The following is a 19,369-nucleotide window of genomic DNA, read 5'->3' as shown; positions in this document are numbered from 1 at the left end:
CTGCGAGCCACGCGTTTGCTCAGTTGGTCTCTTGACGGGGATGATTCCGCGACAGATCAGCCGCGTGCAGCATATTTTGGCCGCCCCACTACCATTTCCGCGCCGGCCTCCCGAAGCTGGGCAGCCGCGACACCCGCGCCTTCAGCGAGCTGGAACTGCCGGATAAGCTCGCGCAAGCGCTGCGATTCCATCGCCAGCGTCGCGCTTGACGCGTTAGCCTCCTCGACCATGGCCGCGTTCTTCTGCGTGACCTGATCCATTTGGTTGACGGCGGTGTTGACCTCGGAGAGCCCCAACGCCTGCTCGCGGGCCGAAATAGCGATCGCGTCCATATGCTGGTTCACGGTGACGATATAGGTTTCAATCGTCTTTAGCGCATCGCCGGTATCCTTTACGAGCTTGACCCCGTTTTCGACCTCCGTGCTGGAATTGCGGATCAGGTCCTTGATCTCTTTCGCCGCCTGGGCAGAACGCTGCGCCAGTTCCCGTACCTCCTGGGCCACAACGGCAAAGCCCTTGCCCGCGTCACCGGCGCGAGCCGCCTCGACGCCGGCGTTGAGCGCCAGCAGGTTGGTCTGGAAGGCGATCTCGTCGATCACGCCAATGATGTTGGCGATCTGGTTCGAGGATTGCTCGATGCGCTGCATGGCATCGACAGCACTGGCCACGACCGCGCCTGAATGCGCCGCGCTGGCATTCGCCTGTACCGCGATCGCCCTCGCCTCTTCCGCCCGCTTGGAGGAATTCGAAACGTTGGCGGTGATCTGGTCGAGTGCTGCGGCGGTTTCTTCAAGAGAGGCAGCCTGCTGCTCCGTACGCCTCGACAGGTCGTCAGCGCTCTGGCTGATCTCCTGGGTGCCGGAATCGATGGAGCGGGACGCCTCGGCAACCGATATCAAGGTGTTGCTGAGCTGCGAAACGGCGGCGTTGAAATCGCTGCGCAGGCTCTCGAATTCGGTGGAGAAGGGATCCTGCAGCTGGAATGACAGATTGCCGGCAGCCAGCTGTTTCAGACCATCCGCCAAGCCGGCTGTCGCCTGGGACATGGCTTCAGTCCGCACACGCTCGACTTCCATATTGCGGCGACGCTCAAGCTCGCTCGTTGCCTGCGTTGCCGCAGCCTCTTCTTCCAGCCGCCGGTTGGCAATCGCATTGTTACGGAAGACTTCGACCGCAGCCGCCATCGCGCCGATTTCGTCCACGCGGCCAATGCCTGGAACGTCACAGCCGGTGTTGCCGGCGGCGAGCGTGCGCATGCTGGTTGTCATCTGGCGGATGGGGGACGAAATGCTCCGGGCAACGAACCACATGGCACCGACACCGCCAAGTGCGATGATGGCCGCAACGAGGATCTGGAGGGTCCCGTCGCTCGCATTACGTCGCGTCAAGTCCTTGTCCAACCGGATCGCTTCAGCCATGGCAACCGCACGCGGCACGTCAATCATCACCGACCACGGCGTAGCCGTCCGGCCGATGAGGATCGGCGAGAAAGCCTTGAATGCATCGCCGCTGGCAAGCACTTCATCGCGCCCGCCCTGGATAACCGGAAGATATTGCGAAAGGCTTTTGTTCGCGAGATCGAACGGCTGGCCGATCGTCTGCGGATTTTCACTCGATGCGACAACAAGCCCCATGTGGCTCACGATCGAAACCGATGCCCTTCCGTCATAGATCGAGGCTTTCACCTGTTCGGCCAGCTTCTGCACGAAGCCGAGATCGAAATCTGCGCCGGCAACACCGGCAAACTTGCCGTTGACCGTGATCGGTACCGACATGGTGGCGAGAAACACGCTTTTGCCTTGCACGATGTAGGGCAGGGGATCGAGGATGCTTTCGCCCTTGCCCTTCTGGGGGCCGATATACCAGCCACCTTTCATCACACCGTTCGGGTGAAGCTCGACACTGTCGTATTCGACAAGCGGCTGCACTGCGATCTTTCCAGCCACATCGCGAGTCCAGTAAGGCAGGAAACGTCCCGTGGCATCCGAGCCGAGATCGCGGCGGTTCCGAAAACCCGCGTCGGCGCCGTCAAGCGCGTTCGGCTCCCACGCGCTGTATGTCCCGTTGAAGCGCGGATTATCCTTCAGGACATTGAGAAGCACGGCGTTCAGTTGCGCCCGCCGGGTCTCGGGTGGCGTCGCGGCCGAATCACCGGCAAGCATTTCGAAGCTGCGTGCCATGACGCGCGCCGCATCGAATGCACCATCCAGCGAAGAGCGGATGATGCCGGCTTGTGTCGATGCCAGCGTCTGCAGGCTTTGTCTCGTTTTCACATCGCTAAGCTCGGTGACTTGGCTGGCCACGAACGCACGCGTTTTTCCCGCAGAGATGATACCATATCCGACAAGGCCGGCAGTGGCGGCCAGGACGCAAACACCGGATAAGACTGCAATTTTTAGCTGTATGGACTTGAAGCGCATTCGTTTTTCCCCTTGCCGATTGCGTGGTGCGAGGGGACCTGCGATCGATGCTCTTGCCCCCTTTGTACAGAGACCAGCTTGCGCTCGCGAGTTGTTAACATAAGCCAACCGCAATAGGCGCATCGGAAGGTTTGAATTTAAGCATCTTCAAAAACTGTCGCAAAAGCGCGACAGATGTTATCCAGCTTAAGTCTCGTCGGCGAGACTCCGCTATCTCAGGCAATCCTCAATGATTTCCCGGAAAGCACATCGACCGTGCAACCTGAAATCGACAAACGACGGCGAAGCAGCAGTGCCGCACCGACCGAGCCTAGAGGGGAAAGGCGGCATTACCGTCGGCGGCGAGCGCATGGACGGTATGCCGCTCCAGTGCCGCAGTGACCGCGACCGGATCGCCATTCAATCGATCCGGCTCTATCAGTTGCCCGACGGTAAAGTCGAAACGGTCGCCCCTCTTGTTGAGTAGTTCGTGGAAGACCGTCATGTCGCGCAGTTCGGTCGACCACTTGGCGAACCAGTAGAACAGGCCGGAATTGCGCGCAGATATGTGTACCGGCAGGATCGGCAGGTTATACTTGCGGGCAAGCCCGACCGCCGAGGTCTTCCACGGGCGCTCATTGAGCCGTCCGTTCGCCCAGTAGGCGATGCGCCCGGACGGAAACAGCACGGCGGCCTTCTGTTCATGGATGGCACGGTTGGTGAGTTGCAACGTCTCACGCGCCTTGAGCTTTGACTTGTGCTCCTCGCGCCACTCGACCGGAATGATGATTTCGGCAAAACGCGGATTGACCCGGATCGCATCACGGTTGGCGAAGAACGTCATGTCTGGCCGGGTGTTCTTCAACAAGTCGAACACGGCTACCCCGTCGGCGATACCGGTCGGATGGTTGCTGACCATGATGAAGCCGCCCCTGTCGGGGATGCGTTCACCATGCCTGACGGAGATGTCAAGCTGAAGAGTGTCACTCAGGTAGTCGAAGGCCTTGAAGCCCGGCATGTTGGCGATGTCGTTGGCGAATTCGATTGCCTTGGCATAGCGCAACAGTGTGTAGAGGAACGGCCGCATGACAGGCCAGAGCGGATTGTGCACAATCTTCTGACCACGCTCGGCGATCAGTGTATCAACGATATGGCCCGGCTTGCCGTGCGAGACCAGCGCAACCGCCTCGGCGAACTGCCCGAAGGTCGTCATCGAATCACGGCGTGTCATCTCAAACTCCGACTATCTCGTTTAAACCTATCGCAATCCAATGTGATCGAAGCATGACAGACAGTATCAGCGTTAGCCATTCCCTAACGCTAGGCGTGCATGTTGGCGCAGCATTCGCATTTAGTAAAGGAAGCAGCCGTGGACGAACTACTGATCCTCGCGGCCGACGATCTGTTGACTGAGCGCGGCGCCTGGCTGGCAAGCCTCGGTGGAGAGCGTCGCCTCTCAGGCAATACGCTCGAGGCTTACGAACGCGACACGCGCCAGTTCCTGCGTTTTCTCACCACCCATGTCGGCGGTCCGGCGAGCATCAAAGATGTATCCGCGCTGCGCCCGGCGGATTTGCGCGCCTTTCTCGCTTTCCGCCGCAAGCAGGGCGCCAGCGCGCGCTCGCTCGGCCGGCATCTCGCCGGCCTGCGTTCCTTCCTGAAGCACCTGGAGCGCAAGGGTTTGGTCAATGCCGCAGGCGCAGGGGCTATACGATCGCCCAAACAGCCTAAGTCACTGCCGAAGCCCCTGTCCGGCGCGCAGGCATTGCGCGTCGTCAGCCAGGAGGCTCAGATGAACGAGGAACCGTGGATCGCCGCCCGCGACGCCGCCGTGCTCACCCTGCTTTACGGTTGCGGGCTACGCATTTCCGAAGCACTCGACCTGACCCCACAAGCTTTCGCAGGCGATCCGACCACTCTGCGGATCACCGGCAAGGGCGCCAAGACGCGGCTTGTGCCGCTCCTTCCGGTCGTCAACGAAGCGGTCCAGACCTATGTCAGACTGTGCCCCTACCCTCTGGACGCCGGCGCGCCGATGTTCCGGGGCGCGCGCGGCGGCAAGCTGCAGCCGGCTATCATCCAGCGAGAGATGCAGCGCCTGCGCTCCGCGCTCGGTCTGCCCGATTCGGCCACGCCGCATGCGCTGCGCCACTCCTTCGCCACCCATCTCCTGGGCAGCGGCGGCGACTTGCGTACCATTCAGGAACTACTCGGCCACGCCAGCCTGTCGACGACGCAGGTCTATACCGGGATAGACGCCGCCCGCCTGCTCGACGTCTATGATAGGGCCCATCCCCGGGCCTGACGCATCCGTCGTTAACCACATGTGTTAAGAGAACGTGAGGGTGCTACCGGCTAGATTGCCGCGATTGAAACGGACATCTCCATGATCGCCCATTCCCTCGACCGATTCCGCCAGCACATCCCCTTTTCCTCACCCGGCGAACTCGTGCTCTGGCTGATTGCCGCGCTGCATATCGCCTTGCTCGTCGCCACCGCTTTTGTGCTCCTTTCGGTATCTACGGCCCATGCCGGCGAACCGCCCGCCTGCACGGGGAAAAACCTGCTGCCTTCATTGCAGCGGAGCGATCCGGCTGCCTACGAAAAGATCGTCACCGAAGCCGCGAAAAACCCGAACGGCAAAGGGATCTTCTGGAGAATCGAGAAGGAAGGGGTCAGCCCGTCCTATCTTCTCGGCACGATGCACGTCACCGACCCGCGGGTCCTGACCATGCCAGACAGCGCCCGCAAGACGGCGGCCGCCGTCTCAACCATCATCATTGAATCCGATGAAATTCTCGATGAGAAGAAGGCAGCCGCAGCGATGCTGATGCATCCCGAATTGACGATGTTCACGGATGGCACGACGATCCGCGATCATCTGTCTGCCGAGGATGCCGACAAGCTCGAAGCTGGCCTCAAGGCCCGCGGCCTCCCCCTTGCGGCGGTTGCGCGCATGAAACCGTGGATCCTGTCGAGCTTTGTGGCGCTCCCGGCCTGCGAAATCGCACGTAAGACGGCCGGCGCTTCCTTCCTCGACAAGCATATTGTCGAAGATGCCATCAAGGCCGGCAAGAAGGTCGTCGGTCTCGAAACCCTGGCGGAGCAATTGCAGGCCATGGCCGATCTGCCGGTGGAATTCCACCTGCAAGCGCTGATCGAGACACTCGAACTCGGCGACAAGATGAACGATATCATCGAAACAATGACGACCCTCTACCTCTCCGGCGACGTCGGCATGACCATGCCCATGCTTGAGGCGGTGGCACCCAGCGAGGCCAGCAAAGACGAGAGCGGCTATGCCGCCTTCGAGAAGCGAATCGTCACCGACCGTAACAAGGTCATGGCCGAACGCGCCGCCCCACTACTGGCTGAAGGCAATGCCTTCATCGCGGTGGGCGCCCTGCATATCCCCGGTGCAGAGGGCCTGGTGGAACTGTTGCGCAAGCAAGGCTTCACTGTAACTGTCGTCAACGGCTGAGCACGGCCGGATCGGCAAGGCGCCCAAGTACCGTCCTGACAATCAGCCGGTGAAACGGCGTTATGGCGAGAATGTAAAGCCGGCCAAAAGCATTGTGCCGGTTGACCAGTGTCGTCACCGCGATCCTGCTGCCCTCCTCTCCCGCCGAGGCGACGTCGACGACGATCCGAAAATCGAGATGCTTGTCGTTGAAGCCGAGCACGACCTGATCTCCGCGCGCGCTGATGATCGGAAAGGCACCGACCGAATCCGCCTCCCCTAATTTCATCTCTGCAGGCTTTAGACCGAACGGCGCAACCAGACGGTTGCGCAGCTCGAGCAAACGGCGCAACCAGGCCGGTGGTTCGCCAAGCACCAGCCGGGCCGCACGGATCGCTGGCATCGCCCGTTCGGGACTGTTCACGGCATAGCGATCGGCCCAGTCGGCCTCCAGCAATACTGGATGCGGAAGCGCCAAACGTTCGGGAACGACAACGACCATGGCGCTTCCTTCACTTCTTACCGTGGGTTGATAGCGACAAGCCGCTGCTTCAGCCCTTGGTCATACGCTGGATAACCGGCGTCTTCCAAACGAACTGGTGGACGAGAACAGCGCCGACGTGAAGGACGATCAGCACCCACATCAACAACTTCATCGGACCAGCGTGGAGTTCGCCGGCCGTGCCGATTCCGAAATAGTAGGCCGCGATACCGGCCGCCGGCATAACCAAAAACAGAAGGTAGAAGGTGCCATGGACGATCTTGCCCACGAGGCGGACGACTGGGGGCTCATCGGCAGGCGCTTCCGGCGCGCCATGCGTCAGACGCAGGATCAGCCGGAGAACGGCAAGACAGAGTATCCCGATCCCGACATAGGCATGGATATTGGCCGAAGCGATCATATCTGCCGATGGTGTTTGGCCTTCTTCGGCTGCCTCAGTTAGCTCTTCCATGCCTTCGGTGAAGATCAAATTGAAGAAAATCAAGCCAGCCATCAGCCAATGGATAAGGCGTTGCGGAATGGAATAGGAAAGGACGGGGGAGGAGGACATTTTACTTGCCTTTTATCAATAGGTTGAGGGCAACTGCGTCCTGATGATAAAGGCCGCGCCCTGCTTGGCAAGGCGCGGCCCGGAAAAATGGAGAAGATTTATTCTCCAGCGTTTATCACATATGGATCGGCTTGAAGAAGGTGGCAAGCGCGGCCTCCTTGACCGCTTCCGACATGGTCGGATGTGCGTGGCAAGTACGGCCGAGGTCCTCCGACGAGCCACCGAATTCCATCAGCACGGCAATCTCGTGGATCATCTCGCCGGCACCGAAGCCGACGATATGCCCGCCGAGAACGCGGTCGGTCTCCTTGTCGGCCAGGATCTTGACGAAGCCATCGGTCACTTGCATGGCGCGGGCGCGACCGTTGGCGGTGAACGGGAACTTGCCCACCTTGTAGACGATGCCAGCGGCCTTCAGCTCTTCCTCGGTCTTGCCGACGGAGGCGACTTCCGGCTGGGTGTAGACGACGCCTGGAATGACGTCATAATTCACATGGCCGTGCTGGCCCGCGAGGATTTCGGCCAGCGCCACGCCTTCGTCCTCAGCCTTGTGGGCAAGCATCGGACCCTTGACGACGTCGCCGATGGCATAGATGCCGGCGACGTTCGTGCAGTAGTGCCCATCGATCTCGACGCGGCCGCGCCCGTCGAGTGCAACACCTGCTTCAGCAAGGCCAAGGCCTTCGGTATAAGGCTTGCGGCCGGTGGCGATCAGCACGACATCGGCATCGATCGTCTGGGCGTCACCGCCCTTGACCGGCTCGAACGTGACCTTGGCACCCTTGCCGGTCTTCTCGACGCCGGTCACTTTGGCACCAAGATTGAATTCCATGCCCTGCTTGGCGAGCATGCGCTGGAACTGCTTGGAGACTTCGCCATCCATGCCGCCGAGGATGTTGTCGAGATATTCGACGACGGTGATTTTGGCACCGAGACGCATCCAGACCGAACCCAGTTCGAGGCCGATGACGCCGCCGCCGACGACGACCATCTTGCCCGGAACCTTGTCGAGCGCGATGCCGCCGGTGGAGGAGACGATGACCTTCTCGTCGATCTCGACGGCGACACCCGGAATGCCGGCCACGTCGGAACCGGTGGCGATGACGATATTCTTGGTTTCGAGGATCTGCTCCTCGCCCTTGTCGTTGGTGACGGAAACCTTGCCCGCGCCGACGATCTTACCCGTGCCCTGGAAGCCGTCGATCTTGTTCTTCTTGAACAGGAAGGAAACGCCCTCGACGTTCGACTTCACGGTGGCATCCTTGTGCGCCATCATCTTTTCAAGATTGAGCGTGGGCGCAGCCAGCTCGACACCGAGCGAATCCATGCCGTGGGCGGCGTGATGGTACATTTCCGAGGCATGTAGCAGCGCCTTGGACGGAATGCAGCCAACGTTGAGGCAAGTGCCGCCGTAGGTGGCCCGCTTTTCGACCACGGCCACCTTGAGACCGAGTTGAGCCGCCTTGATCGCGCAGACATAACCGCCGGGGCCGGAGCCGATAATGATGACATCGTAAGACATGGGCTGCTTCCTTCGTTTTCGGCGACTATCGTCCGCCGCTGACATTCAAGAGGGCGCCAGTCACATAGGATGCCTGGCTGGACATGAGGTAGAGAACTGCGTCGGCAACTTCTCCGGCTAGACCGGGACGCCGCATGGGGATCGCTGATGCCATGGCGATTGCCCGGTCGGGTATGCCGCCGGAAGCGTGGATGTCGGTGTCGATGATACCCGGCCGAACCGCGTTTACGCGGATACCTTCGGCCGCGACCTCCTTGGACAGGCCGACAGTGAAGGTGTCAATCGCTCCCTTGGAGGCGGCATAGTCGACATATTGTCCGGGACTGCCGAGCACAGCCGCCATCGACGAGATATTGACAATCGAACCGCCCTGCCCGCCATGGGCAGTGGACATGCGGCGCACAGCCTCAGCAGCACAGCGGATCTTGCCGATCACGTTGATCGCAAACATCCGGTCGAGCCGGGCCCGGCTGAAGTCCTCGACGCGCTCGGCGTGATCGACGACCCCCGCATTATTGACGAGCGCGTCCAACCGGCCAAAGTGCTGGTCGAGCGCCGCGAAGATCGCGGCGATCCCCTCTTCGCTGCCGGTATCGCCCTTGATGATTTCGGTACGTGCACCCGTTGCATGAAGCTCCGTGGCCAGTGAACGCGCCGCTTCTTCCTGGGCAACATAGTTGACCAGCACGTCCCATCCCTGGCTCGCGGCCTTGCGTGCAACGGCGGCGCCGATGCCGCGGCTGCCGCCGGTAATGAGAACGACGGGCCGCCCGGTCATTGGGCGCATTCCTTCAACTCGAACACATCCCACGGCACCACATCAAGATCCTTGCCGAGAACCGATCGGGAAACGGCGGGGCCGAAACCCGGAAGAATCAGGCTGTCCGGAGCATCGGCATCTTCTGACGGCAGAAGTTCGACGTGTCCCGTGGCCTCGTCGCTTGCGTAAATGATACCCGTCCAGACCGTGCAGGCAGCGAGGTCCGCGCCCGTCACATCGCCCTCAGGGCAATTGTGCATGACCATCGCCACCGGACGCTCGATCTCTGGCTCGAACATCACATGACCTTCGACCGTCATCTTGCCGGAAGGAGCTACAAGCAAGAAGCGATGACTGACCGGCGAATTCTCTCCGCTGGCCTGAAAACGGATCTCGATCTTGGCTTCCGGTTCCGCATAGATGGCGCGTTCGATCGGGCAATCGGCCGCCGCGGCCGGAACGGTTCCGGCCATGCAGGCGACAGCGATCGACGACGTTAGTCGGCCCTTCATCTCAGTTCGCCTTTGCGACTGCGAGCTTGAGGCCGAAGGCGATGAAGACGAGACCCGATGCGCGGTTGATCCACTTGCTCATGCGGGAGAAAGCGGCGCGCATACGCGGCGTCGTCATAAAGAAGGATACGCCGACGAACCAGGCGATCAGGCAGCTAGCCATGACCAAGCCATAGCTGAACTTGACCATGCCAGGCGTCGAGGCGCTGACCAGGGCGGAGAAGATAGACAGGAAAAACAGCACCGGCTTGGGATTGAGCGCATTGGCGAGGAAACCGAGGCCAAAGGCACGAAATATGCTCTGACGCGGCCCTTCAACCAGGCCAGCAGCGGGATCGAGGTCCGTCCGGCCTGCACGGAGCGACATCACGCCCATATAAACGAGATAGGCGGCCCCCACCCACTTGATGATGCCGAACAGCAGCAATGACTGCGAGATGATGATGCCAAGGCCGAGGATCGTGTAGGTCACATGGAACATCAGCGAGGTGCCGATGCCGACGCTGGTGACGATCGCCGCGCGCCGTCCATGCACCATCGCCTGACGCATAACCATGGCGGTATCGGCACCGGGCGCGACAATCGCGAAGGAGAAGACGGCCATCAGCGAGGCGAGTTCTAGGAGATAGGCGTGCATCTTCGTTTTCCTTCCGGCGTGATCAAACAGTGGTGCGCCACTATGCCGGATTGCATGAGAGGCCGCCAGAGGCAGCCTCTCTGAGGATCGTTCTTACAGATCGAGAACCAGACGTTCCGGATCTTCCAGGCTTTCCTTGACGCGCACGAGGAAGGTGACGGCTTCCTTGCCGTCGACGATCCGGTGGTCGTAGGAAAGCGCCAGATACATCATCGGGCGAATGACGACCTGACCACCGATAGCGACCGGACGCTCCTGGATCTTGTGCATGCCGAGGATGCCCGATTGAGGCGCGTTGAGGATCGGCGAGGACATCAGCGAACCGTAGACACCGCCATTGGTGATGGTGAAGGTACCACCCTGCATGTCGGCCATGGAGAGCGAGCCGTCACGGGCGGCCTTGGCCAGGCGACCCAATTCCTTCTCGACTTCGGCGACCGTCATCTGGTCTGCGTCGCGGATGACCGGAACCACAAGACCCTTGTCTGTGCCGACGGCCATGCCGACGTGGCAGTAGTTCTTGTAGATGATGTCGGTGCCGTCGATCTCGGCGTTGACAGCCGGCAGTTCCTTCAGGGCATGTGTCACAGCCTTGGTGAAGAAACCCATGAAGCCGAGCTTCACGCCGTGCTTCTTCTCGAAGATGTCCTTGTACTTGTTGCGCAGGCTCATCACCGCCGACATGTCCACCTCGTTGTAGGTGGTCAGCATGGCTGCCGTGTTCTGGGCGTCTTTGAGGCGCTTGGCGATGGTCTGGCGCAGGCGGGTCATCTTGACGCGCTCCTCGCGGACCACATCGCCGGCGGCCGACGGCGCACGCGGCGCGGCGGCCGGAGCCGGAGCGGCGGCAGTCGTGACGCCCTTGGCTACCGCGGCGATCACGTCGCCCTTGAGGACCTGGCCGCGTTTGCCCGAGCCTTCGACCTGATCGGCGGAGAGGTTATTTTCAGCCAGCATCTTAGCGGCAGCCGGAGCGGCCGGCATAGCGCCTGCGGCAGGAGCCGACACGGCAGGGGCTGCCGGAGCGGCAGCAGCCGGGGCAGCGGCCTTGGCCGGCTCAGCCGCAACTGCACCCGCAGCGCCTTCGGCGATCTGGCCGAGCAGGGCGCCGAGGCCTACGGTCTCGCCATTGGCGGCAACGATTTCGGTCAGGACGCCGGAGACTGGGGACGGAACCTCGACCGTGACCTTGTCGGTTTCCAGCTCGACGAGCGGCTCGTCGACCTTGACGGTATCGCCAACCTTCTTGAACCAGGTGCCGACGGTGGCTTCACTGACGGATTCACCCAGGGTGGGTACGCGGATTTCTGTGGCCATGATCTCAATTCCGTTGATCAGAGAATGTTTCTGTCGATGGGTCTCGGCGGTGGGAGGCATCAGCCCCCCAGCGCATCCTCAAGGAAGGCTTCAAGCTGGGCAAGGTGCTTGGACATCAGGCCTGTCGCCGGTGAAGCTGCGGCCGGACGGCCTGTGTAGCGAACGCGCTGATACTTGGCATCGATGTGAGCGAGCACCCATTCGAGATAGGGGTCGATGAACGACCAAGCGCCCATGTTCTTTGGCTCTTCCTGGCACCACACCATCTCCGCATTGCGGAAACGCGAAAGTTCGTTGATCAGCGCCTTTGCCGGGAACGGATAGAGCTGTTCGATACGCAACAGGTAGACATCATCGATGCCGCGCTTCTCCCGCTCTTCCAGAAGGTCGTAATAGACCTTACCCGTGCACATGACCACGCGACGGATCTTATTGTCCTTCTGCAGCTTGATCGGGCCGTCCTTGATGACCTCGGCATCGTCCCACAGCAGACGGTGGAACGAGCTCTCGCCCGCCATTTCCGAAAGGCTGGAGACAGCACGCTTGTGGCGCAGCAGCGACTTCGGCGTCATCAGGATAAGCGGCTTGCGGAAGTCACGCTTCACCTGGCGGCGCAGGATGTGGAAGTAGTTCGCCGGCGTCGTGACGTTGGCGACCTGCATGTTGTCTTCGGCGCACATCTGCAGCCAGCGCTCGAGGCGGGCCGAGGAATGTTCCGGACCCTGACCTTCATAACCGTGCGGCAGCAAGCAGACGAGACCCGACATGCGCAGCCACTTGCGTTCGCCCGACGAAATAAACTGGTCAAAGACGACCTGCGCACCGTTGGCAAAGTCACCGAACTGGGCTTCCCAGAGCGTCAGCGCGTTCGGCCGGGCCAACGAGTAGCCGTATTCGAAGCCAAGCACGGCCTCTTCGGAGAGCATCGAATTGATGACCTCGTAGCGACCCTGGTTCGGCGCCAGGTTAGCGAGCGGAATGAAGCGGTCTTCGGTTTCCTGATCGTAGAGCACCGAGTGGCGCTGCGAGAAGGTACCGCGCTCGCAATCCTGACCCGACAGGCGGATCTTCGTGCCTTCGACGCAGAGCGAACCGAAAGCAAGAGCCTCACCCATTGCCCAGTCGATACCTTCGCCCGTCTCGATCATCTGGGCGCGGTTGTCCATGAAGCGTTTGATCGTGCGATGTGCACTGAAGCCTTCAGGAATCGTCGACAGCTTGCGACCAATTTCCTTGAGCGACTTCATCGGCACGGCGGTCTTGCCACGACGCTGCTCGTCGGCATTGTCTGCAGCGCGCAAGCCGGACCACTGACCGTCAAGCCAGTCTGCCTTGTTCGGCTTGTAGGACTGGCCGGCCTCAAACTCCTGCTCGAGATGGGCGCGCCAGTCGGCCTTCATCTTCTCGAATTCGCCTTCCGAGATCAGGCCTTCGGCAATCAGACGCTCGGCATAGATCTGCACGACCGTCTTGTGCGCACGGATCGCCTTGTACATCTTCGGCTGGGTGAACGCGGGCTCATCGCCCTCGTTGTGACCGAAGCGGCGGTAGCAGAACATATCGACTACAACCGGCTTGTGGAACTTCATCCGGTATTCAGTGGCAATCTTGGCGGCGTAGGTGACCGCTTCCGGATCGTCGCCATTGACGTGGAAGATCGGCGCTTCGATCATCTTGGCTACGTCCGACGGATAAGGCGACGAGCGCGAGAACGCCGGATTGGTGGTGAAGCCAATCTGATTGTTGATGATGAAATGCATCGTGCCGGCAACACGGTGGCCACGCAGGCCCGAAAGGCCGAGGATTTCGGCAACAACGCCCTGGCCAGCGAAAGCCGCATCGCCATGCAGCAGCAGGGGCAGGACCTTGGAACGCTCCGAAAGCGGGATGATGTCACCGTCCCAGACCTTGGCGAGCTGGTCCTGCTTGGCGCGCGCCTTACCCATGACGACCGGGTTGACGATCTCAAGGTGCGAGGGGTTGGCCGTCAGCGACAGGTGAACCTTGTTGCCGTCGAATTCGCGGTCGGACGAGGCACCGAGGTGATACTTCACGTCGCCCGAGCCTTCGACTTCGTCAGGCTTGAAGGAGCCTCCCTTGAATTCGTGGAAAACGGCGCGATGCGGCTTGTGCATCACATTGGTCAGAACGTTCAGGCGACCGCGATGGGCCATGCCGAGAACAACCTCTTCGAGGCCTTCCTGGCCGCCGCGCTTAATGATCTGCTCAAGCGCCGGGATCAGTGCTTCGCCTCCGTCGAGGCCGAAGCGCTTGGTGCCCTTGTACTTGACGTCGATGAACTGCTCGAAGCCTTCGGACTCGATCAGCTTTTGCAGGATCGCCTTCTTGCCGTTTGGCGTGAAATCGACACCCTTGTCCGGCCCTTCGATACGCTCCTGGATCCACTGCTTCTCGTCCGGGTGAGAAATATGCATAAACTCGACACCAATAGTCGAGCAGTAGGTCCGCTTGAGGATCTCGAGCATTTCCGGAATGGTCGCGTATTCGAGACCAAGCACATTGTCGATGAAGATCCTGCGGCTGTAGTCAGCTTCGGTGAAACCGTAGGCCGTCGGGGACAGCTCGTTATAGTCCTCGACCGGTGCAGCCAGGCCGAGCGGATCGAGATTGGCGTGCAGATGGCCGCGCATGCGGTAAGCACGAATCATCATGATGGCGCGAACGGAATCGCGGGTCGCCTGGAGGACCTCTGCTTCGCTTGCGGGCTTGCCGGTGGCGACCGCTGCGGCCTCGGCCTTCGCCTTGACCTTGGTTTCAATGGCCTTCTCGACCACGCCCCAATTGCCGTCGAGCGCGGAAACGAGATCCCCGTGCGCGGCGATCGGCCAGTTATTGCGCTGCCAAGAGGCGCCGGCGGCAGCCTTCTTCACATCGGCCGGATTTTCGGCGAGCGCCTTGAAGAAGGCCTGCCATTCGGCGGTAACTGACGTCGGATCATCTTCGTAACGCGCGTAGAGCTGCTCGATATAGGCAGCGTTCGAACCGTCGAGGAAAGACGTGATCTGAAACTGCTCGTTGGCTTCTTGCCTTGCCATGTGTCATGCGAGCCTTTGCGCCCGCCTCCCGACTTGAGGTGATGACCGGAGCCCGGTCTGCCGCTTTCTCAGACCGTTCGTGACGATCCACTGCTTAAAACGTCAAATCAGGCAGGCGGATCACAGACTGCGATCCCCCTGCCTGGTGTTTGTTAGATGGCTTCAGCCCTTGAGGACTTCAACCAGAGTCTTGCCAAGGCGTGCCGGGGAAGGCGAAACCTTGATACCGGCGGCTTCCATGGCTGCGATCTTGGATTCAGCATCGCCCTTGCCGCCCGAAACCACGGCGCCGGCGTGCCCCATGGTCCGGCCCTTCGGAGCCGTACGACCGGCGATGAAGCCGGCCATCGGCTTCTTGCGACCCTTCTTGGCTTCGTCGATCAGGAACTGCGCCGCATCTTCTTCAGCCGAGCCGCCGATTTCGCCGATCATGATAATCGACTGGGTGGCGTCGTCGGCCAGGAACATTTCCAGGACGTCGATGAATTCGGTACCCTTGACCGGGTCGCCGCCGATGCCGACAGCCGTCGTCTGACCAAGGCCCTCGTTCGAGGTCTGGAACACGGCTTCGTAGGTCAACGTTCCAGAGCGCGAAACGATACCGACCGAGCCCTTGCGGAAGATCGAGCCCGGCATGATGCCGATCTTGCATTCTTCCGGGGTCAGGATGCCCGGGCAGTTGGGGCCGAGCAGGCGGGACTTGGAGCGATCGAGGCGAGCCTTGACGCGAACCATGTCCATGACCGGGATACCCTCGGTGATGCAGGTGATGAACGGGATCTCGGCTTCGATCGCCTCGATGATCGCATCTGCGGCACCGGCCGGCGGGACATAGATGACGGTTGCGTCGGCGCCGGTCTTTTCCTTGCCTTCGGCGACGGTCGCAAAGATCGGCAGGCTTTCGCCCTTGGAGCCGGTCCAGGTTTCGCCACCCTTCTTCGGGTGGATACCGCCGACCATCTGGGTGCCGTAGTAGGCGAGAGCCTGCTCGGTATGGAAGGTGCCGGTCTTGCCGGTCAGGCCCTGCACGAGGACCTTGGTGTCTTTGTTCACAAGAATAGACATATTTTCCGGTCCCTCAAATTAGCCGTTGATCGCCGCGACGATCTTCTTCGCCGCGTCGTCCAAGTCGTCAGCGGCAGTGATCGCCAGACCGGACTCGTTCAGGATCTTCTTGCCGAGCTCGACATTGGTGCCTTCGAGGCGAACAACGAGCGGAACCTTCAAACCGACTTCCTGCACGGCAGCGACAACGCCTTCGGCGATGACGTCGCACTTCATGATGCCACCGAAGATGTTGACGAGAATGCCTTCGACCTTCGGGTCAGCGGTAATGATCTTGAAGGCCGCAGCGACCTTCTCCTTGCCGGCGCCACCGCCAACGTCGCAGAAGTTCGCCGGCTCTTTGCCGTACAGCTTGATGATGTCCATCGTCGCCATGGCGAGACCGGCACCATTGACCATGCAGCCGATGTTGCCGTCGAGAGCCACGTAAGCGAGATCCCACTTGGAGGCCTCGATTTCCTTGGCGTCCTCTTCAGTCTCATCGCGCAGCGCCTTGATGTCGTCGTGACGGAACAGCGCGTTACCGTCGAACGAAACCTTGGCATCGAGAACGCGCAGATGGCCATTCGTCATGACGATCAGCGGATTGATCTCGAGAAGCGACATATCCTTCTCGTCGAAGGCCTTGTAGAGGATCGGGAAGAGCGACTTGGCATCTTCAGCGGCCGCACCGGAAAGCTCGAGAGCCTTGCAGATCGCAGCAACGTCGTCAGCCGTTACGCCCTTCTCCGGATCGATGGCGACGGTATGGATCTTCTCCGGCGTGTCATGGGCGACCGCCTCGATATCCATACCACCCTCGGTGGAGACGACGAATGCAACACGACCGACCGAACGATCAACCAGCAGCGAGCAATAGAGCTCGCGGGCAATGTCGGCGCCGTCTTCGATGTAAAGACGGTTGACCTGCTTGCCGGCCTCACCGGTCTGCGCGGTTACCAGCGTATTGCCAAGCATTTCCTTGACGTTGGCAACCACTTCGTCGATCGACTTGGCCAGACGTACGCCACCCTTGGCGTCGGGGCCAAGCTCCTTGAACTTGCCCTTGCCGCGACCGCCGGCATGGATCTGGCTCTTGACCACGTAAAGCGGACCCGGAAGGCTCTTGGCGGCGGCTTCTGCCTCCTCGACCTTCAGGATCGCCACCCCTTCCGCAACCGGAGCGCCGTAGCTCTTCAACAGAGCCTTGGCCTGGTATTCGTGAATATTCATCGTCTCTTCCCTGGTTTAAGCCGTAAGGCGATTACTTCAGCGCCGGAGCGATATTGATGCAGGCTTCGCAGAGGCCGGCAACGGCGCCAACAGACTTCTGGAAAGCCTCTTCCTCAGCCTTATTGAACTCAACCTCAATGATGCGTTCCACACCACCGGCGCCGATGACGGTCGGCACGCCGACATACATGTCCTTCACGCCATACTGACCCGAAAGATAGGCGGCACAAGGCAGAACACGCTTCTTGTCCTTCAGGTAGGATTCGGCCATCTCGATCGCCGAAGCGGCCGGGGCATAGTAGGCCGAACCGGTCTTCAGCAAACCGACGATTTCAGCGCCGCCGTCACGGGTACGCTGGATGATTTCTTCGAGACGCTCCTTGGTGACCCAGCCCATCTTGACGAGGTCGGTCAGCGGAATACCGCCAACGGTCGAGTAACGGGCGAGCGGGACCATGGTGTCACCGTGGCCGCCGAGGACGAAAGCCGTGACGTCCTGAACAGAGACCTTGAACTCTTCCGAAAGGAACAGGCGGAAGCGCGCCGAGTCGAGAACGCCAGCCATGCCGACGACCTTGTTGGCCGGCAGGCCAGAGAACTTCTGGAGCGCCCAGACCATAGCGTCGAGCGGGTTGGTGATGCAGATCACGAAAGCGTTCGGGGCGTACTTCTTGATGCCGGCGCCGACCTGCTCCATGACCTTGAGGTTGATGCCGAGCAGGTCGTCACGGCTCATGCCCGGCTTGCGGGCGACGCCAGCAGTGACAATGCAGACGTCCGCGCCTTCAATGGCGGCGTAGTCGCTAGCGCCGGTCAGCTTGGCGTTGAAACCCTCGACAGGGGAAGACTGGGCGATGTCGAGGCCCTTGCCCTGCGGGATGCCGTCGGCAATGTCGAACAGGACAATATCGCCCAGTTCCTTGAGGCCGGCGAGATGCGCCAGCGTTCCACCAATCATTCCAGAACCGATAAGAGCGATCTTATTGCGCGCCATTGAAGTGCTTCCTTTTAGATCCAAAACCAAAACTGACGGCCTCAATTAGCCAAGCTTTGTGAAAATTCGCATAACGACACTTAGGAAAAACTGCAACCGATTATTTTCGGTGCAGTTTTTTCAATCGGTTAGATGATAAAATTCTTACGTAAACGTAATATTTTCTGACGTTCCATCGTCACAATTCAGCGCGGTTGGCATGATGTAGCGCAAGATAGTCGGCGCTGCGCATCTCGAAAAGACGGGAAACGGTCCGGTCAAACTCGAAGCCTTCTGTACCCTTCTTTTCCGTCAGAAGAGTCTCCGGCATCGCCGCTGCGGACACAAACACCTGCACGGAAGAGTCGTACAATGCATCAACAAGAATAATGAAGCGTTTCGTCTCGTTTCGTTTGGCTGGCCCCAGATATGGAATGTGATCTATGAAGACCACATCGAAGCGCCGCGCGATCTCCAGATAGTCAGAGGCACCAAGCGGGTTCTCGCAAAGCTCGGCGAAGGTGAAACGCGCCGAGCGCCCCACCGCGCGCGGCACCGGCACGACTCGACCCTTCATCTCGATCTCGGTGTAGATCTCAGGCCGCCCTTCGGTCACCCGCTGCCATGCCAGATTCATCAGACGATCAGCCTCCGCATCGAGTGGCGCGACGTAGACCGGCAGGCTCTCCAACTTCTCCAGCCGATAGTCCGTCGGCGAGTCGAGGGTCGTCACCTCGACATGGCGCTTCAGCATCTCGATGAACGGCAGGAACAATCCCCGATTCAGACCATCACGGTAGAGATTGTCCGGTTCGACGTTCGATGTGGCCACCAATGTGCAGCCTCGGGCAAAAAGCTCGGTAAAGAGCCTGGCGAGGATCATGGCGTCGGCGATATCGGTGACGGTAAATTCATCGAAGCAGAGGAGCTCAGCCTCCTCCCTCAGCGCCGCGGCGACAGGCGGCACCGGATCGGCCTGCCGGGTTTCGCCGTTCTTCAGCCTGATCCGATGCGCATGGATACGGGCATGGACATCGGCCATGAATTCATGGAAATGGGCGCGCCGTTTTTTCTCGACCGGGGCCATCTTGAAGAAAAGGTCCATCAGCATGGTCTTGCCACGCCCGACGCTGCCATGGACGTAGAGACCGCGAACCGCCTGTAACGGCTTCCGCTTCTGTGCGAACATCCAGCCGAGCGCACTCTTCTTGGCGGCCGGCTTGCGCTGCTTCAGATCTTGAAGAATGCGATCGAGATGGCCAGCAACCGCCATCTGGGCTTTGTCGGCCTTGAGCGTTCCAGCCTCGGTCATCGAGCGCAACTGCTCGGCGACGCTCATGGCATAGTCGGGGATGGGCTGCATGCGCAGGCTCCGCTTGAGCGACCGAGCGGCGTCGCCAGAAC

General features: G+C 60.5%; 16 protein-coding genes. 2 read left to right on the top strand and 14 right to left on the bottom strand.

The genetic code is table 11. The features are described from left to right. Window positions 1–56: 56 nt before the first annotated feature. Complete coding sequence (locus tag RNA01_RS13400; protein ID WP_170253444.1) at window positions 57–2,303, bottom strand: methyl-accepting chemotaxis protein; 2,247 nt, start codon at window positions 2,301–2,303, stop codon at window positions 57–59. A gap of 427 nt (window positions 2,304–2,730) precedes the next feature. Beyond that, window positions 2,731–3,630 carry a GNAT family N-acetyltransferase gene (locus tag RNA01_RS13395; protein WP_147180720.1) on the bottom strand — a complete coding sequence of 300 codons (900 nt, stop codon included), beginning with the start codon at window positions 3,628–3,630 and terminating at the stop codon, window positions 2,731–2,733. A 138-nt stretch (window positions 3,631–3,768) separates the two neighbouring features. On the opposite strand from RNA01_RS13395, the gene RNA01_RS13390 reads away from it, so the two are divergent. Continuing rightward, entirely contained in the window at window positions 3,769–4,704 is a 936-nt protein-coding gene (locus RNA01_RS13390; RefSeq protein ID WP_147180719.1) for a tyrosine recombinase XerC, read from the top strand. A gap of 81 nt (window positions 4,705–4,785) precedes the next feature. Continuing rightward, window positions 4,786–5,880 (top strand): TraB/GumN family protein, encoded by a 1,095-nt coding sequence (locus RNA01_RS13385; protein WP_147180718.1) that lies wholly within the window; start codon window positions 4,786–4,788, stop codon window positions 5,878–5,880. Here the strand turns inward: RNA01_RS13385 and RNA01_RS13380 are convergent. From RNA01_RS13380 to zapE, 12 genes are all read right to left on the bottom strand, one after another. Continuing rightward, on the bottom strand, window positions 5,870–6,361 hold the full coding sequence (locus RNA01_RS13380; protein ID WP_147180717.1) for a DUF2867 domain-containing protein: 492 nt from the start codon (window positions 6,359–6,361) through the stop codon (window positions 5,870–5,872). The genes RNA01_RS13385 and RNA01_RS13380 overlap by 11 nt on opposite strands. A gap of 49 nt (window positions 6,362–6,410) precedes the next feature. Next, window positions 6,411–6,911 (bottom strand): cytochrome b, encoded by a 501-nt coding sequence (locus RNA01_RS13375; RefSeq protein ID WP_147180716.1) that lies wholly within the window; start codon window positions 6,909–6,911, stop codon window positions 6,411–6,413. A gap of 115 nt (window positions 6,912–7,026) precedes the next feature. Then, window positions 7,027–8,433, bottom strand: a complete 1,407-nt coding sequence (gene lpdA, locus RNA01_RS13370) for a dihydrolipoyl dehydrogenase (protein WP_147180715.1) — start codon at window positions 8,431–8,433, stop codon at window positions 7,027–7,029. Window positions 8,434–8,458: 25 nt separating this feature from the next. Continuing rightward, window positions 8,459–9,211: an SDR family oxidoreductase gene (locus RNA01_RS13365; protein WP_147180714.1), complete on the bottom strand. Its 753-nt coding sequence runs from the start codon at window positions 9,209–9,211 to the stop codon at window positions 8,459–8,461. Continuing rightward, window positions 9,208–9,705, bottom strand: a complete 498-nt coding sequence (locus RNA01_RS13360; RefSeq protein ID WP_147180713.1) for a hypothetical protein — start codon at window positions 9,703–9,705, stop codon at window positions 9,208–9,210. Before RNA01_RS13360 ends, RNA01_RS13365 begins: the two co-directional genes overlap by 4 nt. A gap of 1 nt (window position 9,706) precedes the next feature. Continuing rightward, window positions 9,707–10,342 (bottom strand): LysE family transporter, encoded by a 636-nt coding sequence (locus RNA01_RS13355; RefSeq protein ID WP_147180712.1) that lies wholly within the window; start codon window positions 10,340–10,342, stop codon window positions 9,707–9,709. A 93-nt stretch (window positions 10,343–10,435) separates the two neighbouring features. After that, on the bottom strand, window positions 10,436–11,659 hold the full coding sequence (gene odhB, locus RNA01_RS13350) for a 2-oxoglutarate dehydrogenase complex dihydrolipoyllysine-residue succinyltransferase (RefSeq protein WP_147180711.1): 1,224 nt from the start codon (window positions 11,657–11,659) through the stop codon (window positions 10,436–10,438). Window positions 11,660–11,718: 59 nt separating this feature from the next. Next, window positions 11,719–14,715 carry a 2-oxoglutarate dehydrogenase E1 component gene (locus tag RNA01_RS13345; RefSeq protein WP_147180710.1) on the bottom strand — a complete coding sequence of 999 codons (2,997 nt, stop codon included), beginning with the start codon at window positions 14,713–14,715 and terminating at the stop codon, window positions 11,719–11,721. Between the two features lie 162 nt (window positions 14,716–14,877). Next, the gene (gene sucD / locus RNA01_RS13340) at window positions 14,878–15,780 is read right to left on the bottom strand and encodes a succinate--CoA ligase subunit alpha (protein ID WP_147180709.1); all 903 of its coding nucleotides are present in this window, start codon (window positions 15,778–15,780) and stop codon (window positions 14,878–14,880) included. Between the two features lie 18 nt (window positions 15,781–15,798). Further along, window positions 15,799–16,992, bottom strand: coding sequence for an ADP-forming succinate--CoA ligase subunit beta (gene sucC, locus RNA01_RS13335; RefSeq protein ID WP_147180708.1), 1,194 nt, complete (start codon window positions 16,990–16,992; stop codon window positions 15,799–15,801). A 31-nt stretch (window positions 16,993–17,023) separates the two neighbouring features. After that, on the bottom strand, window positions 17,024–17,986 hold the full coding sequence (mdh, locus tag RNA01_RS13330) for a malate dehydrogenase (RefSeq protein WP_147180707.1): 963 nt from the start codon (window positions 17,984–17,986) through the stop codon (window positions 17,024–17,026). Between the two features lie 178 nt (window positions 17,987–18,164). Beyond that, window positions 18,165–19,328, bottom strand: a complete 1,164-nt coding sequence (gene zapE / locus RNA01_RS13325; RefSeq protein ID WP_147180706.1) for a cell division protein ZapE — start codon at window positions 19,326–19,328, stop codon at window positions 18,165–18,167. Between the last annotated feature and the right edge of the window lie 41 nt (window positions 19,329–19,369).

It is taken from the genome of Paenirhizobium naphthalenivorans, from assembly GCF_007992095.1.
In the GTDB taxonomy this organism is placed as follows: Bacteria; Pseudomonadota; Alphaproteobacteria; order Rhizobiales; family Rhizobiaceae; genus Allorhizobium; species Allorhizobium naphthalenivorans.
This window is presented reverse-complemented; position numbering and strand designations above follow the sequence as displayed.

Excerpts from the sequence above, each read along its gene's own strand:
- RNA01_RS13395 (WP_147180720.1), bottom strand. The coding sequence starts at position 3,630 with ATGACACGCCGTGATTCGATGACGACCTTCGGGCAGTTCGCCGAGGCG.
- RNA01_RS13385 (WP_147180718.1), top strand. The coding sequence starts at position 4,786 with ATGATCGCCCATTCCCTCGACCGATTCCGCCAGCACATCCCCTTTTCC.
- RNA01_RS13380 (WP_147180717.1), bottom strand. The coding sequence starts at position 6,361 with ATGGTCGTTGTCGTTCCCGAACGTTTGGCGCTTCCGCATCCAGTATTG.
- RNA01_RS13375 (WP_147180716.1), bottom strand. The coding sequence starts at position 6,911 with ATGTCCTCCTCCCCCGTCCTTTCCTATTCCATTCCGCAACGCCTTATC.
- lpdA (WP_147180715.1), bottom strand. The coding sequence starts at position 8,433 with ATGTCTTACGATGTCATCATTATCGGCTCCGGCCCCGGCGGTTATGTC.
- RNA01_RS13365 (WP_147180714.1), bottom strand. The coding sequence starts at position 9,211 with ATGACCGGGCGGCCCGTCGTTCTCATTACCGGCGGCAGCCGCGGCATC.
- RNA01_RS13360 (WP_147180713.1), bottom strand. The coding sequence starts at position 9,705 with ATGAAGGGCCGACTAACGTCGTCGATCGCTGTCGCCTGCATGGCCGGA.
- RNA01_RS13355 (WP_147180712.1), bottom strand. The coding sequence starts at position 10,342 with ATGCACGCCTATCTCCTAGAACTCGCCTCGCTGATGGCCGTCTTCTCC.
- odhB (WP_147180711.1), bottom strand. The coding sequence starts at position 11,659 with ATGGCCACAGAAATCCGCGTACCCACCCTGGGTGAATCCGTCAGTGAA.
- RNA01_RS13345 (WP_147180710.1), bottom strand. The coding sequence starts at position 14,715 with ATGGCAAGGCAAGAAGCCAACGAGCAGTTTCAGATCACGTCTTTCCTC.
- sucD (WP_147180709.1), bottom strand. The coding sequence starts at position 15,780 with ATGTCTATTCTTGTGAACAAAGACACCAAGGTCCTCGTGCAGGGCCTG.
- sucC (WP_147180708.1), bottom strand. The coding sequence starts at position 16,992 with ATGAATATTCACGAATACCAGGCCAAGGCTCTGTTGAAGAGCTACGGC.
- mdh (WP_147180707.1), bottom strand. The coding sequence starts at position 17,986 with ATGGCGCGCAATAAGATCGCTCTTATCGGTTCTGGAATGATTGGTGGA.
- zapE (WP_147180706.1), bottom strand. The coding sequence starts at position 19,328 with ATGCAGCCCATCCCCGACTATGCCATGAGCGTCGCCGAGCAGTTGCGC.